This window comes from Streptomyces sp. MUM 203J, assembly GCF_022414595.1.
GTDB lineage: Bacteria > Actinomycetota > Actinomycetes > Streptomycetales > Streptomycetaceae > Streptomyces.
Map to the genome: position 1 here is coordinate 49,998 of NZ_JADWYO010000034.1, position 15,596 is coordinate 65,593.

Consider the following 15,596-nt stretch of genomic DNA (forward strand, 5'->3'; position numbering starts at 1 on the left):
GAACTCGCTACGGGACGCTCCTGCGCAGGAAGGACTCAAGCTGTCCCGCGAAGCCCGGTGCTGCGGCGACGAAGTGACCAGAGCCCGGATGCACGCTGCGCCGACCGCCGAGCGCCTCCGCGAGAGCGTCGCAGATCCGCTCGAGCGCGGCCGCGTGGCCTCCGGAAACGACGAGGACCGGGACACCGGCATCGCGGATCGCCTTGAGGCGCGGGCGCGCCTCGCTGGTCGGCCGAGCACCGTGTGCGCGGCGAACGCCCGCGATCACTTCTGCCGGGAGCGGGCCGTCGCCGACGGGCGCGCCCGCGAGACGGAGGAACTCGCGCAGCTCGGTCGGGTCCGTGTCCATCCCATGGGTGAGGACGGCGTCGCCGATGCGCTCGAGTCGCGCCACCTCGGGATCGTCGGGGAGAAGCCGGTTGAGCGGTGGTTCGATCAAGGTGAGCGAACGGACGCCGTCCGGCGCGGCAGCGGCTGCGATCAACGTTCCGAGGGCGCCGTAGGAGTGGGCGACGACGTGTGGGCGGCGGACGAGCAGCGGCGCGAGGTCCCGGGCGTCCACCTCGAAGTCCTGACGCTGCTGCGGCGGTGGACTCGGTGGACAGCCACGTCGATGGACGTACGCCAGAGTCCACCGGTCGGCCAGCGGAGCGATGGCGCCCCACGTCGCCCGCGGACCGGCGCCGCCGTGCACCAGCAGGACCTCCGGCCCGGAACCATTGCGCGCCACCACGATCTCGCCCACGGATGCGAGGGTAGCGGCGCACGGTGAGAGCCGGCCCGTACTTCGACCTGTGCTGCCGAAAGGTTTCTCGTTCTCGATCACCCGGTGGGGCAACCGCCGCGCGAGCAGGTGGACTTTGATCGAGCATGTGCTCCGAGGACGCGGCAGCCCGACCCCCGGCCTCGGTGCTGCCGCCTCGGGCCGCACGTCACCACAGCGGATCCTGTGCCACCTCCACAGCCGGGGCGAAGACCCGCCGTCCCTGTTCCCGGCCGGGCCTCACGCGATCGTCTGCGCACGTGAACCGCCCGCAGTTCGTGGACCGCCGCGCTGGACGCGTTGTGCCTGGCACCCGGGGACGCCACCGCCGCCGTTTGCCGTCCGCGCGCAACTGCGCCTCGTCCGTCCGCCGCGGCCGGCCTGCAAAGGCCCTGGGAGGAACCAGGCTCCCCGGACAGGCTCACCCCGCTCGCGTCAGCCGGGACTTTCGGGACGTCCCTTCAAGGGCCGACTGCCCAGACAGAGCGCCGAAGCGCTCCCGCCCCGGGCCTGGACGGCCGCCGGTCCGTAAGAACACCCGGCTGACTTCTCCCGTCGCGACATACCCCCGCAAGACGCAGCGGACCCAAGCGGCGAACGAATGCGTCAACCGCCTCCACCACCCCGCCGCCAGGATGAATGCCAGGCTTTGCGGGCGGGGTGTGGCCGTCTGACGGGGCTGTCGTGTCATCCAGGCCGATTACACCGCGCCTGTGGCGAACAGCTCGAGGTGTCCGCATTTGGGGCAGCGGAACGCCTCTATCTGCCGCCGGGGCCGGCCCATCCGTTTGGCACCCCCGAGAATCCCCCGCTCCAACGCGCCTTCGATCCAGCGCGCGTACCCTCGTGAAATCTCGCCGGTGTCCTCGATGAAACCCTCTGCCAGGCCGACGGTGCCGCAAGATGTGCACGTGTAGTTGTTCACCCCGTGAGTGTAGGAAACAGTGCGGTCGGCCCGGACGGACGCGAGGCCATCGGCTCCCGCCCGACCGGGACGGCGGAGGCCGGGCGCCACCGCGCGTTCGAAGCACTGACGCTCAGCCCGTGGCCGCGGGGGAGCGGGAACTCGTCGGCGCGCCCGTCCGGCACCCCGCAGCGCCGCCCAGGGCACCACCCGGCCGCCCGGTCCGTCCACATCGACGACCTGCGAACCACGGGCCCGGTCAGCCGGCCGAGGCGGAGGCGGAGGAACCGGACTGCTGCGGCGCCCCCGTCTCGGTGCCGTCGGCACCCGGGGCGACCAGGTCGTGCAGCAGGTCGGCGATCGTACGGACCGGGGACGGGGACGGGGAAGGAGTCAGGGAGGGCGGCGGGCCGTCGGTGCCCTGTTCCGTGCCGGACGAGGGGTCCGTCGCCGGGCGCTCCGTCTCGGGGGCGGCCGGCGCACCCGTGACGGTGTCGCCCGCCGTGCTCTCCGGCGCCACGCCGCTCGACGGGGACGCCGCACGGGCACCGGGCGTACCGTCCGGGAGTGTCGGCAACAGCGGGACGACCGTCGCCGAGGGGCCGGTCTCCGGCAGGACCGGGATGTCCGCCGGGGCCGGGACCGCCGACCGGACGCCCGCGGCGGCGGACGGAGCGGCCGCCCGGTGGTGCGGGCCGACCGGGACGGGCGCTCCGCCCACCTCCCCGCGGCCGGGGCCCCGCCGGTCCGGCACGGCGAGGGGCGGGGCGGCCGACCGGACGGAGTGCGGGCTCTCCGGACGGGCACGCGAGACCGGCACCTCATGGGTCTGCTGTATGGCGATGGCCAGGGCACCGGCCACCCCCACGGCGGTGGTCACCCGGACGACGGTGTAGCGGGCGCCGCCCGTCAGCGGCCGCCTGTGCCTGCCCATGAAACGCCTCCAGAACATGGGCGCGCGCGCACCCGGGTACGTGATCCGACGGTCGGACAATGGGCCGACCACGCCGAAGGACACGGGTGATTTCCGTCTGTGACAGGCCGTGGCCGAATCGCGACACTCGCAGGCGCATACATCCGCGGATATCACCCTGAAACCGCTCTGACTGGCTGTTTTCGCTCCCTTCGTAGCAGCATGGAGGGAAGGTGATGCACAGCGAGACACAGCAGGACACAGCGGAACACGCTGGCGGCTTGCCGCGTACGGAGGCGGTGCAAGCTTTGACCGGGCAGATGTTTGCTTCCGGCGGCGTCGGGATGGCCGCTGTGTACGTGCTGGCCGAGACCGGCGGCGAACTGCACCTGGCCGAGACGGTCGAGAACAACGGGGGACCGTACCGGCCGCCCTCCGAGTACCCGTTGAGCGGCCGCTCACCGGTGGCCGACGCATGTCGCTCGGGCCGGCCCCTGTGGCTGGTCACCGAGGACCTCGCCCCGTATGACGCCCGGACCCTTCCCACCGGCGGGCAGCCGGCCTTCGCCGCCCCGAGCGCCCTGGGCGCGCTGCCCCTGGGCGGAGAGTCCCGGCTGCTCGGCTGCCTCCTCGTCGTGGCCCGTGCCGGAGGCGGCTTCGACGCCGACCAGCGCGCTCTGCTGGAGCTGTACGCCGACCAGACCGCCGCCGGGCTGGAGGCCGCCGCCGCCCGCCTGCCGCCGGTCCGCCACGAGCCCCGGATACGGTCCGGCCCCGGACTCCTGCCACGGCGCGGCGGCGGGTTCGTGCTGACTGTCCGGACGGGCCGCATGGAGGTGGACGTCTCCGTCCTCGACCTGCTCGGCATCCCGCCCGCGGAGTTCGACGGCGCCGTGTCGAGCCTGCTCGAACGGACCGTCCCCGACGACATCCCCGCCCTGATGTCGGCGGTCGAACCCGGCGCGGCCGCCACCGACCTGCAGCTGGCGTTCCGGATCCGGCGGCCCGGCGGCGAACTGCGCTGGCTGGGGCTGCGCTGCCGGGTCCAGGCCGGCATCGACGGCACCCCGGCACGAGTGCTCGGGGTCGTCGGGGACGCCTCCTACCTGCGGCCCAGCGTCGACGACGTGTCACTGGTGCAGCGGCTGTCCGCCGCCCTGGCCGGGGCGACCACCGTTCGCGACGTGAGCCGGGTCGTCGTCGACGCGCTGCGCGAACCGCTGCGGGCCGACCGGGTCGCGGTGGCCGAACTGGAGGGAGACCGCATCGTGGTCACCCTGCTCGACCCGCCGCAGCCCGATGCCTGGCCCGAGGCCTGGCGGTCCGAGTGGCGGACCGAGTGGCCCGACGCCTCCTGCAACACGCTGCCCACTCTGGAGGGAGCCCTGCGCGAGGGCCATGTCAGCCTGTGGCCCGCCAACGCCGGACTGGAACCCGCCCTCGACGGCATCGGGCCGGGCGGGCTCGCCGTCCTGCCCCTTCCGGCGGACGGCCGTATGGTCGGGGTGTGCCTCGTCGGCTGGGACCGCGCGCATCCGCACCGGTTCGGGCCTGAGGAGCGCACCCTGCTGACCGCGACCGCCGGGATGGTCGGCCAGGCCCTCACCCGCGCCCACGCCCTGGACGCCGGGCACGAGCTGGCCACGATGCTCCAGCGCAGTCTGCTGCCCCGCAAGCTCCCGCATCTCGCCGGCGGCGTCGCCGTCGCCCGCTATCTGCCCGCGACCATGGGCCTGGAGGTGGGCGGGGACTGGTACGACGTCATCCCACTCGCCGACGGGCACGTGGCGCTGGTCATCGGGGACGTCCAGGGCCACAGCGCGGGAGCCGCCACGATCATGGGGCAGATGCGCACCGCGATCCGCGCGTACGCGGTGGAGGGCCATCCGCCGGACGTCGTCGTCGCCCATGCCAACCGGCTGCTCGTCGGCATGGAGACCGACCTGTTCGCCACCTGCTGCTATGTGGACCTCGACATGGAGGAGGGCATCGCCCTGGTGGTTCGCGCCGGCCACCTCCAGCCACTGCTGCGGCTGCCCGACGGCAGCACCGAGGAGCCGGTCGTCGAGGGCGGCCCGCCGCTCGGCGTCGTGGCGGACGCCGAGTTCCCCATGACCGAGGTGGATCTTGCCGCGGGCACCCTTTTCACCCTCTTCACCGACGGTCTGGTCGAGTCCCCGGCCCTGACCCTCGACGACGGGGTGCGGGCCGTGCGCCGGGCCCTGGCCGCCGCGGACCCCGCCGATCCCGGGCGGGTGGCCGACGACCTGGTCGCCCACAGCCACCGCCGTGCCGACGACGTGGCGGTCCTGCTGCTGCGCTACGACGGGATGCGGGAGCTGCCGATCCGCGCCCGCTGGGCGGTGTGGCGGCTGCCCGACGCCGTCATGCACGCCCGCCGTTTCGCCGCCCGCACCCTGCGGTCCTGGTCGGTGGGGGAGGAGGTCGACATGGCCCTGCTGGTGGTGTCCGAGCTGGTCACCAACGCGATCGCGCACACTCAGGGCGAGGTGCGGCTGGACCTGACGCTCGCCGGGAACCGGCTGCGCATCGCCGTCAACGACGCCTCGCCCCGTACTCCTGTCAAGACCACCAGCGCCGACTGGGAGGCGACCGGCGGACGTGGCCTGCTGCTCGTCGAGGCCCTGTCGGCGTCCTGGGGCTCGGTGCCGCTCAGCGGCGGCAAACAGGTGTGGGCCGAACTCACCGTGGAGCGGACGCCATGATGTGGCGACAGAGACGACAGACACGAGAGCACGGACGGCGGGGGCAGGACCCGGAGCGCCCGGCCCGCCGCGGACGTACGGCCGCGCTCGCCCTGGCCTCGGTGGTCCTCGCCGGCGGCCTCGCCGCCTGCGGCAAGGCCGCCCAGGTGGGCGAGGCGGGGGTCGGTCAGGGCGTGCCCCGGGACAGCAACGCCATCGGGGTGCTGCTTCCGGGCAGCACCGACCGCTGGGAGAAGTACGACCGCCCGCTGCTGGAGCGCCGTATCAAGGAGCTGTGCGACACCTGCACCGTGCGGTCGGCCAGTGCCCGGCAGGAGGTGACGATCCAGCGGCAGCAGATCGACGCGATGATCACGCAGGGCGTCCGGGTGCTGATCCTCAGCTCCGTCGACTCCCGGTCCGTCCGCTCCTCGGTCGAGAAGGCCCGCGAGGCGGGTATCGACGTCATCGCCTACGACAGGCTCGCGGAGGGCCCGGTCTCCGGCTACGTCTCCTTCGACGGGGAGGAGGTCGGCCGCCTCCAGGGCGAGGCCCTGCTCGAAGCACTCGGGGACGAGGCCGCGAACAGCCAGATCGTGATGATGAACGGCGACCCCGCCGACCCCAACTCCGGATGGTTCAGAGAGGGCGCGCTGTCCGTCCTCGAAGACCGGGTGACCATCGGCAAGGCCTACGACACGGTGGAGTGGCGGCCCCTGAACGCGCATATCAACATGGCCGGCGCCATCGCCGCCCTCGGCGCCGACCGGATCGACGCCGTCTACTCCGCCAACGACGGCCTCGCCTCGGGCATCATCTCCGCACTCAAGGCCGCCCGGATCGACCCGCTGCCGCCGGTGACCGGACAGGACGCCGAACTTGCCGGGATCCAGCGGATCGTGGCGGGCGAGCAGTACATGACGGTGTACAAGCCGTTCGCGCTGGAGGCGGACGCCGCCGCCGAGATGGCCGTCGCGCTGATCCGCGGACAGTCCCTGGACGGCATCGCGACGACCACAGTGACGAGCGACGGCACCGGCCCCGGCACGGACGGGGACACCGGCCCGCACGGTGTCCCCGCCGTGCTGCTCACGCCCGTGCCGGTCACCGCCGACAACATCCTCGACACCGTCGTCGAGGACGGCGTGTACACCGTCGACGAGATATGCACCGGCAAGTACGCCTCCGCCTGCGAACAGGCCGGGCTCACCAACGACGACGACAGGCAGGAGTGAGGAGGAGCGCATGGTCCAGCAGTCGGCGGCACCCCTGCTCGCGCTGCGCGGCATCCACAAGCGGTACGGCGCGCTGCAGGCTCTCGCGGATGTCGACCTGGAAATTCACGTCGGTGAGGTCGTCGCCCTCGTCGGCGACAACGGCGCCGGAAAGTCCACCCTCGTCAAGGTGATCGCGGGCGTGGACCCCGCCGACCAGGGCACCGTCGTCTGGGAGGGCAGAGACGTCCACATCACCCGCCCCCACGACGCCCAGGCCCTCGGCATCGCGACCGTCTACCAGGACCTCGCGCTCTGCGACAACCTCGACGTGGTCGGCAACCTCTTCCTGGGCCGTGAGATCCACCGCTTCGGCATTCTCGACGAGGTGGAGATGGAACGCCGCACCCTCGACCTGCTGCACGCCTTCTCCATCCACATGCCGAGCGTGCGGCTGCCAGTGGCCTCCCTGTCCGGAGGCCAGCGGCAGACCGTCGCCATCTCCCGCTCCCTCATCGGAGAGCCCCGGCTCGTCCTGCTCGACGAGCCCACCGCCGCCCTCGGCGTCTCCCAGACGGCACACGTCCTGCGCCTCGTCGACCAGCTGCGCGAACGCGGCCTCGGCGTTCTCCTCATCAGCCACAACATGGGTGACGTGAAAGCCGTCGCGGACTCGGTCGCCGTCCTCCGCCTCGGCCGCAACAACGGCTTCTTCGACGTCCCCACCACCTCCCACGAGCAGATCATCTCCTCCATCACGGGGGCCACCGACAACGCCGTCACCCGCAGGGCCTCAGCGGAGTGGGAGGCCGACCTGTGAGGGCGAGGCGTTACACCGAGGCGGTGAAGAACCGGCTCCGCGCGGGCGAGCTGGGTTCACTGCCCGTCCTGATCAGCCTGGCGTCGATCTGGATCATCTTCGTCAGCCTCAACAGCAGGTTCCTGTCGCCCCGCAACCTCTCCAACCTCAGCATCGACATCGTCGGCACCGGACTGATCGCCGTCGGAGTCGTCTTCGTACTGCTGCTGGGCGAGATCGATCTCTCCGTCGGCTCGGTCAGCGGACTCTCCGCCGCCGTGTTCGCCGTCCTCAACGTCCACCACGGCCTGGCGGAGGCCCCCGCCCTGCTGCTCGCCGTCGCCATGGGAGCCGCCATCGGACTCTTCCACGGCCTCGTCGTCGCGAAGGTCGGCGTGCCCGCGTTCGTCGCCACCCTCGCCGGGCTGCTCGGCTGGAACGGGCTCATGCTGTACATCCTCGGCTCCAGCGGCACCGTCAACCTCGACGACAAGGGCCTGGTCGCCTCCCTTACCGGCTACTACTTCCCCTATGTCGCCGTCGCCTACGGCGTCGCCGCGGTCGGCACCGCCGGGTACTTCCTGGTCTCCCTGCGGGACGCCCGGCGCCGCCGGGCCGCCGGGGTGCCCGGGCGGAGCCTGCGTGAGATCGGCGTCCGCACCGGCGGCCTCGCAGTGATCGCCTTCGCCACCGCCCTCGTGCTCAACCAGTTCCAGGGACTGCCGCTCGCCCTGCTGATCTTCCTCGTGGTGCTGGTCGTCCTCGACCTGCTGCTGCGCCGCACCACGTACGGACGGACCGTCTTCGCCCTCGGCGGGCGGCTGGAGGCCGCGCGGCGCGCCGGGGTCGGCGTCGACCGGGTCCGTGTCTCGGTGTTCATGGTGTCCGGCACGATGGCCGCGCTGGGCGGGCTCTTCCTCGCCTCCCGCGTCACCTCCGCCAGCCAGTCCTCCGGCGGCAACAACCTGCTGATGAACGCCATCGCCGCCGCCGTCATCGGCGGCACCAGCCTCTTCGGCGGACGCGGCACGGTCTGGTCCGCCCTGTTCGGCGTGCTCGTCATCCAGTCCATCGCCTCCGGCGTCGCGCTGCTCGGCATCCGCGGAGCCGTACAGTTCATGATCACCGGCGGGGTGCTGCTGATCGCGGTGATCATCGACTCGCTGTCGCGACGCGCCCAGAAGGCGCACGGACGCGTCTGACGGCCCCGCCAGCCAGCCCGCCACCGTTCGCGCGATGGGCAGCCCCGTCGAGAGTTCCACGAACCCGAACTGGCCGCCCTGGTTGCACTCCAGGAACCACCACAGCCCGGCCTCGTCCTCCGCGAAGTCGAACGCCGCATACGCCAGCGACGCCGACTCCGTGTACGCGCGGACGGCGCGGGCCACCGGCTCCGGCACCCCGACCGGCCGCCAGTCGTGCCCCGAGTCGCCGTACCGCCCGTCGACCTGGCCCGGCGCGGCCCGCTTCCGTGCGGCGAACAGCCGCCCGCCGACCGCCGTCAGCCGGATGTCGGCGCGCTTGGGCACATACCGCTGGAGCTGCGTCGGCCCGTCGGCGACGGCCGCGAAGTCCGTGCCCGGCGCCACCAGCGCCGTCGGCATCACCAGATCCGCCCCGCCGTCCGCCGGGTCCACGGAGCCGCGCGGGGGGCCGGACAGCGTCTTCACGACCACCCGCCCGTGCCGCGCCGCGAACTCCTCCGCCACCCGGGGGAACGTGGTCACCACAGTCGGTGGCACCGGAAACCCGCAGTGGTGCGCCAGCCGCAGCTGCCACGGCTTGAACCGGGCCCGCGCCGCCGCACCCGGGTGGTTCATCCAGCGCGCTCCGGTACAGAACAGCATCCCGTACAGCGCCTGCCGGGTCTCGGCGGTCAGCCACGCCGACGCGCCCGGCGCCCGCGCCGCGGGCTCCCCCGGCCTGCGCACCCAGATCCCGCGCAGCGCGGCGGCGCTCACCATGCGCCCGTCGGCCGACAGGTACCCGTGGACCTCCCCGTCCGCGTACTCCGCGGACAGTGCGGCCCGCCCCGGCAGATCGGCCGGGTCCAGCCGCACGACCGGGACCGTCCGCCGCTGCAGCTCGGCCACCACCAGGTCCGCCGTCACATCCTCCGGACAGGTCAGGACCAGCACGCTCATCGCGTCGCCTCCAGGGCGCCTCGTCGGTCGTTCAGTCGTCGAAGTGCGTCTGGGAGCCGGCCTTCGACGTCGTCGTACCCGCCGCCAGCAGCAGGTCCCGGTCCGTGATCGCCGGACGGCCGTCGGCCAGCACGTTCAGCTGGAGCGTCGGGTCGTACGTATACGGCACGGTGCCGTCCACGGGACCGGCCGGTACGGCGTACTGGAACGCGAACGGTCGTCTCATGGCGTGGTTCTCCCTTGTTCCCTCGTCAACTGACCTGAATGACGTTTCTGTTCACCGGTCGGTTCACTCGTTCGCTCGTCAGTACGGAAGGCTCCGGTAGTGCGCTCACCACCCTCTGTCACCTCGCGGCGGCTGATGCGGGCACCGGGGTGTCGGGTATGCCGGGTAAATGCACGTCGCATTTCCGCCGCCTCGTTCGCCGAATTCACGACAGGTGGCTGAAACGGCCCCGTGCGACATCTCGGGGCATCCCGCATCACGGTCCCGTCGCCTCCCTAATTCCCCTCTACCTCAGATATCCGGACGCGTGTAGGGTCTGGAAGTCCTCGTGCCGGTCTCGCATTCCGTGGAACCGGTGTGAGGCGGGGAACCGCCGACAATCCCGCGAACTGGATGCCATCACTTTTTCCGATATCACTCACGGAATTCCGGAATCGTCGTACAAGGGGAGATCACCGGTGAACGCATCATCAGAGCAGGCCGGGCGCGCGGGCCGCGCGGAGGCACCCGCTCTGCCGCCGCGCACGGCGGACATCCTGGACCGGCTGCGCGGTCACACCCCGGGAGCCGTCCCCGTCATCGACCCGTTCAGGACCCCACAGGACGAGGCCCTGGAGAAAGCGGCCGCACTCACCGGACGCGGCTTTCCCGCCGTCATCCTGGGTGGCGGCGACGACCCCGCCCGGCCACCGCACACGTCGTACGCGTCGTTCACCCGCCATATGGAGCCGTACGTGGCGGCTGTGAAAGCCGCCTCCGGACTGCCCGTGCTGCTGGACTTCCCGCCGTGCAAGGGCACCGGTTTCCCTCTCGTGCGCGGGGCGGACGCCGTGCTCCTCCCCGCCCGGTTCGGCTCGCCCGACGTCTACCACGTCTGGCAGAGCTATCTGGAGACCGTGCTGACCCTGCCCACCCGGCTGGCTCCCGAGGACTGGCCCGGCCTGGTCCTCGCCGCCGCGCTCACTCCCGGCGACGACCTCGCCGGACACGCCGACCTCGCCCGCAGGTTCGGTCTCGACCTGGTCCGGCTCTCCGCGCGTCATGCCCCGCTGCCGCCGGACGCCGTGCGGACGGTACGGCAGCGGCTCGCCCCGCACCAGCTCCTCCTCGTCCAGGCCGACGGGAACCCGGCCGCGTACCGGGAGGCGGGCGCCGACTACGTGACCTTCGACGGCATGACGTCCCCCGTCCGGCTGTAAGGGGCGCCGACTCAGGGCGGGTCGACGGCGTGTCCGGTCCCGCGCCGCTCCGAATCGTGAGGGGATGGGGCCCAGGACTGCGAGGAGGGCCGCCGCGCGCGGCAGCCGGTGCACGCGCGAGGAGGGGCCTGTTGCCCGTACAGCGAGCGGACGCGGTCGGTCCGCTGTCCGTGGCGGTGCTGATGGAGCTGGTCAGGACGCCCCTCGCCGGGGGGCAGGTCAAGTGCTGGGAGCGCTTCGCCGCGGCGGCGGCCTCCCTCGACCCGTCCGACCTGGGCGTCGACCTCACCCTGTACGTCCTCGGTGACCGGCCCCGGACCGAGGAACTGTCCCCCGCGGTACGGTTCGTGGCGCTGCGTCCCGTCCTCAGCACCGCGCTGCTCACGCGGCGCGGCGGAGTGGACATCGCGGACGCCGCCCCCTACCACCCGGTGCTCGCCCGGCTGCTGCCGCGCCATGAGGTGTGGCACCTCACCCACACGATGGCGTTCGCGTCGACGGCGGTCCGGCTCAGCCGCCGCGGCCGACGAGGTCGCGCCGGACCCGGGGCGTCCGGGCCGTACGCCGGGCGGGGAGCCGGGCCGGGGCCCGGAATGACGGCGTCCGTCCACACCGACGTCCCGGCGCTCACCGAGGCCTACATCCGGCAGAGCGTCAACGCGCGCCTCGCCCGCGTCCCCGGACTTCGCGCGTTCGATCCCGCGGCCCGCTGCGCCGCCATCCTGCGGAGCCATCGCGACCGGGTGCTGCGCGCCTGCGACCACGTCCTCGTCGCCACCCCGTCCCAGGTACCCGAGATGGCCGCGCTCGTCGGCGCGGAGCATGTGAGCGGGCTCGGCCGCGGCATGGACCTGGACCGCTTCCGCCCGGACCCCGGGGCGCGGACACGGCTCGCGGCCCTCGGCGTGCCGCCCGGCCGTACGACCGTGCTGTTCGCGGGACGCGTGGACGCCTCCAAGAACGTGCTGCTCCTCGCGGAGGCCGTCCGGCGGCTGCGTGCCCGGGGCGCCGACACCCACCTGGTCGTCGCCGGGACCGGTCCCGACACCGACCGGGTCGCCGCGTGCCTGGGTCCCGGCGTGACGCTGCTCGGCATGCTCCCGCAGGAGCGGCTCGCCCGAGTTCTCGCCGGATGCGACCTGCTCGCCCTGCCGTCGCGTACCGAGACCATCGGCAACATCGTCGGGGAGGCCATGGCCTGCGGCCTGCCGGTCGTCCTGCCGCACGGGACCCGCACCAACCACTGGCTGGCCGCCCCCGGACGGGACGGACTGCTCGTCGAGCACGACACCCCCGAGGCCTGGGCCGCCGCGCTGGGCCTGCTGGCCGGACGGCCGGACCTGCGGGCCGCGATGGGCCGGCACGCCCTGGCCACCGCCCGCGCCCGCCACCGGACCTGGGGCAGGGTGCTGTGCGAGGACCTCCTGCCGGTGTGGCGCCGGGTCGCGGCCCGGACGGCCCCCGTGTCCGGCGGCTGACCGCGTGCTGGTGACCGTTCCGGCCGCGCTGGCGGCGGGCGCCTGCTTCGCGGTGGCCGGCGTCCTCCAGCAGTGGGCCGCCGTCCGCCAGCCCGACGGTGACACCCTGACCCTCCGGCTGGTACGGCGGCTCGCGCGGGAGCCGCTGTGGCTCGCCGGGATCACGCTGGCCGTCCTGGCGTACGGCTTCCAGGCGCTGGCCCTCGCGTACGGGCCGCTCAGCCTCGTCCAGCCGCTGATCATCAGCGAGTTGCTGTTCGCGATCCCGCTGTCCGCGCGGCTGCGGCGCAGGTCCCTCGGAGCCCGCGAATGGCTCGGCACCCTGGCGGTCACCGCCGGACTGACCACCGCGCTGGCCGCGGCCCGGCCGCACGGCGGCGACCCGGCGGTGCCGCCGGGCGCCTGGCTGGCGACCCTGGCGACGGTCGGCGGGCTCGTCGCCCTCGCCCTGGCCGCGGGCCGCCGCACGGCCGGCGCTCCCCGGGCGTCCCTGCTGGGTGTTGCGGGCGGGCTGGTGATGGGCACCCAGTCCGTCCTGCTGGACGCCACGGTCGACCGGCTGGGCGCGGGTCCCGTCGCGGTGCTCACCGCCTGGCAGACCTACCTGCTGGTGGTGGCGAGCGTCGCCGGACTGGTCCTGATCCAGAGCGCCTTCCAGGCCGGCCCGCTGGCCGCCAGCATGCCGGCCATCGACGCGACGGAGCCCGCGGTTGCGGTCACGGTGGGCGTGGCCGTGTTCGGCGAAACGGTCAGCACGGAGCCGCTGGCCCTTTCGCTCACCGCCGTGGGCGTGGCCGTACTGCTCGCGGGCATCGTGCTGCTGGACACGTCGCAGCTGTTCCGGAAGCTGGAGTAGGCCACGCGCGATGGAGTCCGTCCTCCACCCCCTGCCCTCGGACTCCGAGAGCAGGGGGCTCCCCGGGGAACGGCAACGGGGTTCCGGGGGCGCAGGCCCCACGGGGTTACCCCGGAGCCACCGCGTACCCGGCGGGGCGCGACGTGAACACGCCCCGCCCCCGCGTCCGCCCGCGCAGCGCCGTCGCGTAACCGAACAGTTCCGCCAGCGGCACCGTGGCCGTAAGCACGGAGGTGCCGCCCCGCCCCGCCACGGATCCGCTCACCCGCCCCCGCCGAGCCGCCAGGTCACCCAGTACCCCGCCCACCGCGTCGTCCGGCACCGACACGGTGAGCTCCGCGACAGGCTCCAGCAGAGCCATCACTGCGCCCCGCAGCGCCTCCCGCAGTCCGAACCGTCCTGCGGCGCGGAACGCGAACTCCGACGAGTCCTTCACATGCGTCGCCCCGTCTGTCAGCGTCACCCGCAGTCCCGTCACCGGATGGCCGTGCAGCGGTCCGCCCTCGGCCAGTGCGTCCCGGCAGCCCGCCTCCACGGCCCGTACGAACTCCTTCGGGATCCGCCCGCCGACGACCGACGACCGGAACTCGAACGCCCCGGCCGTACCGGGCGCGAGCTCCAGCGGCTCCACGTCCAGCACGACATGCGCGAACTGCCCGGCGCCGCCGTCCTGCTTGACGTGCCGGTGGACCAGCCCCGCCACGCCGCGGACCACCGTCTCCCGGTAGGCCACCCGGGGGCGGCCCACCGCGACCTCCAGCCCGTGGCCCCGGCGCAGCTTCTCCACCGCGACCTCCAGGTGCAGTTCACCCAGCCCCGACAGCACGGTCTGCCCGGTCTCCGGATCGCTCCGCACCACCAGCGACGGGTCCTCCTCGACCAGCCGTCCGAGGGCGGTCGCCAGCCGTTCGGCGTCCAGGCTCCGCCGGGCCTCCACCGCCACGGACACCAGCGGCTCGGCCGCGCCGGGAGGCTCCAGGACCAGCGGCGCGGCCGGATCGCACAGCGTCGTCCCGGCCCGCGCGCCCTTCAGCCCGACCACGGCCACGATGTCCCCGGCCGGAGCCCGCTCCACATCCGTGTGCCGGTCGGCCTGCACCCGCAGGATCCGGCCGACCCGCTCCGTCCGCCCCGTACCCGCGTCCAGCACCGTGTCCCCCTTCCGCAGCGTCCCCGAGTACACCCGCAGGTACGTCATCCGGCCCGTGGCGGTCGCGCCGACCTTGAACGCCAGCGCGGCCAGCGGCGCCGCCGGATCGGCCGCCCGCTCCTCCTCCCCGCCGTCGGACGTGCCGCGCACCGCCGGAACGTCCAGCGGCGACGGCAGGTACGCCACGACGGCCTCCAGCAGCGGCTCGATCCCCCGGTTCCGGTAGGCGGACCCGCACAGCACCACGACACCCTCGCCGGTACGGGTGAGGTCCCGCAGCGCCGCGCGGAGCGTGCCGTCACCGACGGTCCCCTCCGCGCAGAACGCCTCCAGCGCGCCCGGGTGCGTCTCCGCCACCGCCAGCTCCAGCAGGGCGCGGCGCCGGTTCGCCTCCGCGCGCAGCTCCTCCGGCACCGGGCCCTCCTCGTACGTCTCCGAGCCCGCCGCCCAGACCAGCGCTCGCATCCGCAGCAGGTCGACGACGCCGGTGAAGCCGTCCTCACGCCCGATCGGCAGCTGGACGACCAGCGGGACGGTACCGAGCCGCTCCCGAATGGACGCGACCGCCGAGTCCAGGTCGGCGCCCGCCCGGTCCAGCTTGTTGACGAACGCGAGCCGCGGCACCCCGTGCCGGTCGGCCTGCCGCCAGACCGCCTCGCTCTGCGGCTCGACACCCGCCACCGCGTCGAAGACGGCGACCGCTCCGTCCAGCACCCGCAGCGAGCGGGTCACCTCGTCGGAGAAGTCGACGTGGCCGGGGGTGTCGATGAGGTTCAGCCGGTGGCCGTCCCAGACACAGCTGACGGCGGCGGCGAAGATGGTGATGCCGCGGTCGCGTTCCTGCGCGTCGAAGTCGGTGACGGTCGTCCCGTCGTGGACCTCGCCCCGCTTGTGGGTGGCGCCGGTCAGATACAGGATCCGCTCGGTCACGGTGGTCTTGCCCGCGTCCACGTGGGCGAGGACGCCGAGGTTCCGTACGGCGGACGGACTGGTGGTCGGAATGGTGCTGCGCATGACCCAGGGCCTTTCAGCTGGGACGGAGAAGGGGCAGCGCGATTCCCGGACGGGCGCACACCGATGCACGGAATGAAGAGCGTACGAGGGTGGCCTGAGGCGCCGTCACGGGCAGCCGGTGCACGGCCGCGCAGCCGGCACCGGACCTACAGGGACACCAGGATGGGCCTTGACCCCGGATCTTGGACACCCGAGACACTTGGATCTTGAGTCCAGGAGAAAGGATGTCCC

The 15,596-nt window shown here is 73.3% G+C and carries 12 protein-coding genes and 1 pseudogene; 7 read left to right on the plus strand and 6 right to left on the minus strand.

Annotated elements, in window-relative coordinates; genetic code table 11:
• Positions 1 to 7 precede the first annotated feature (7 nt).
• From I3F58_RS18310 to I3F58_RS18320, 3 genes are all read right to left on the minus strand, one after another.
• Complete coding sequence (locus tag I3F58_RS18310) at positions 8 to 745, minus strand: alpha/beta fold hydrolase (protein ID WP_240109698.1); 738 nt, start codon at positions 743 to 745, stop codon at positions 8 to 10.
• A gap of 718 nt (positions 746 to 1,463) precedes the next feature.
• Positions 1,464 to 1,688 (minus strand): hypothetical protein, encoded by a 225-nt coding sequence (locus I3F58_RS18315; RefSeq protein WP_240109699.1) that lies wholly within the window; start codon positions 1,686 to 1,688, stop codon positions 1,464 to 1,466.
• Between the two features lie 238 nt (positions 1,689 to 1,926).
• Complete coding sequence (locus I3F58_RS18320) at positions 1,927 to 2,601, minus strand: hypothetical protein (protein ID WP_240109700.1); 675 nt, start codon at positions 2,599 to 2,601, stop codon at positions 1,927 to 1,929.
• Positions 2,602 to 2,888: 287 nt separating this feature from the next.
• Between I3F58_RS18320 and I3F58_RS18325 the strand changes: the two genes are divergently transcribed.
• The 4 genes from I3F58_RS18325 to I3F58_RS18340 are packed head-to-tail and all read left to right on the plus strand — an operon-like array spanning position 2,889 to position 8,500.
• Positions 2,889 to 5,306, plus strand: coding sequence for a SpoIIE family protein phosphatase (locus I3F58_RS18325; RefSeq protein ID WP_374207998.1), 2,418 nt, complete (start codon positions 2,889 to 2,891; stop codon positions 5,304 to 5,306).
• Complete coding sequence (locus I3F58_RS18330; protein WP_240109702.1) at positions 5,303 to 6,520, plus strand: sugar ABC transporter substrate-binding protein; 1,218 nt, start codon at positions 5,303 to 5,305, stop codon at positions 6,518 to 6,520. Before I3F58_RS18325 ends, I3F58_RS18330 begins: the two co-directional genes overlap by 4 nt.
• Positions 6,521 to 6,530: 10 nt before the next feature.
• Complete coding sequence (locus tag I3F58_RS18335) at positions 6,531 to 7,319, plus strand: ATP-binding cassette domain-containing protein (protein ID WP_240109703.1); 789 nt, start codon at positions 6,531 to 6,533, stop codon at positions 7,317 to 7,319.
• Positions 7,316 to 8,500 carry a sugar ABC transporter permease gene (locus I3F58_RS18340; protein WP_240109704.1) on the plus strand — a complete coding sequence of 395 codons (1,185 nt, stop codon included), beginning with the start codon at positions 7,316 to 7,318 and terminating at the stop codon, positions 8,498 to 8,500. Before I3F58_RS18335 ends, I3F58_RS18340 begins: the two co-directional genes overlap by 4 nt.
• Here the strand turns inward: I3F58_RS18340 and tgmB are convergent.
• Positions 8,495 to 9,442, minus strand: a pseudogene (tgmB, locus tag I3F58_RS18345) (ATP-grasp ribosomal peptide maturase); the annotation flags it as partial. The gene I3F58_RS18340 and the pseudogene tgmB overlap by 6 nt on opposite strands.
• A gap of 31 nt (positions 9,443 to 9,473) precedes the next feature.
• Positions 9,474 to 9,668 (minus strand): putative ATP-grasp-modified RiPP, encoded by a 195-nt coding sequence (gene tgmA / locus I3F58_RS18350; protein WP_240109705.1) that lies wholly within the window; start codon positions 9,666 to 9,668, stop codon positions 9,474 to 9,476.
• 458 nt (positions 9,669 to 10,126) lie between these two features.
• Here tgmA and I3F58_RS18355 point away from each other — a divergent pair, with 458 nt between their 5' ends.
• The 3 genes from I3F58_RS18355 to I3F58_RS18365 all read left to right on the plus strand — a co-directional run bounded on the left by I3F58_RS18355 (position 10,127) and on the right by I3F58_RS18365 (position 13,201).
• Complete coding sequence (locus tag I3F58_RS18355) at positions 10,127 to 10,867, plus strand: geranylgeranylglyceryl/heptaprenylglyceryl phosphate synthase (RefSeq protein WP_240109706.1); 741 nt, start codon at positions 10,127 to 10,129, stop codon at positions 10,865 to 10,867.
• A 131-nt stretch (positions 10,868 to 10,998) separates the two neighbouring features.
• On the plus strand, positions 10,999 to 12,345 hold the full coding sequence (locus tag I3F58_RS18360) for a glycosyltransferase (protein ID WP_240109707.1): 1,347 nt from the start codon (positions 10,999 to 11,001) through the stop codon (positions 12,343 to 12,345).
• 10 nt (positions 12,346 to 12,355) lie between these two features.
• Positions 12,356 to 13,201, plus strand: a complete 846-nt coding sequence (locus tag I3F58_RS18365; protein WP_240109708.1) for a DMT family transporter — start codon at positions 12,356 to 12,358, stop codon at positions 13,199 to 13,201.
• A 106-nt stretch (positions 13,202 to 13,307) separates the two neighbouring features.
• Here the strand turns inward: I3F58_RS18365 and fusA are convergent, their stop codons facing one another.
• On the minus strand, positions 13,308 to 15,365 hold the full coding sequence (fusA, locus tag I3F58_RS18370; RefSeq protein WP_240109709.1) for an elongation factor G: 2,058 nt from the start codon (positions 15,363 to 15,365) through the stop codon (positions 13,308 to 13,310).
• Between the last annotated feature and the right edge of the window lie 231 nt (positions 15,366 to 15,596).

Excerpts from the sequence above, each read along its gene's own strand:
- I3F58_RS18320 (WP_240109700.1), bottom strand. The coding sequence starts at position 2,601 with ATGGGCAGGCACAGGCGGCCGCTGACGGGCGGCGCCCGCTACACCGTC.
- I3F58_RS18330 (WP_240109702.1), top strand. The coding sequence starts at position 5,303 with ATGATGTGGCGACAGAGACGACAGACACGAGAGCACGGACGGCGGGGG.
- I3F58_RS18335 (WP_240109703.1), top strand. The coding sequence starts at position 6,531 with ATGGTCCAGCAGTCGGCGGCACCCCTGCTCGCGCTGCGCGGCATCCAC.
- tgmA (WP_240109705.1), bottom strand. The coding sequence starts at position 9,668 with ATGAGACGACCGTTCGCGTTCCAGTACGCCGTACCGGCCGGTCCCGTG.
- fusA (WP_240109709.1), bottom strand. The coding sequence starts at position 15,365 with ATGCGCAGCACCATTCCGACCACCAGTCCGTCCGCCGTACGGAACCTC.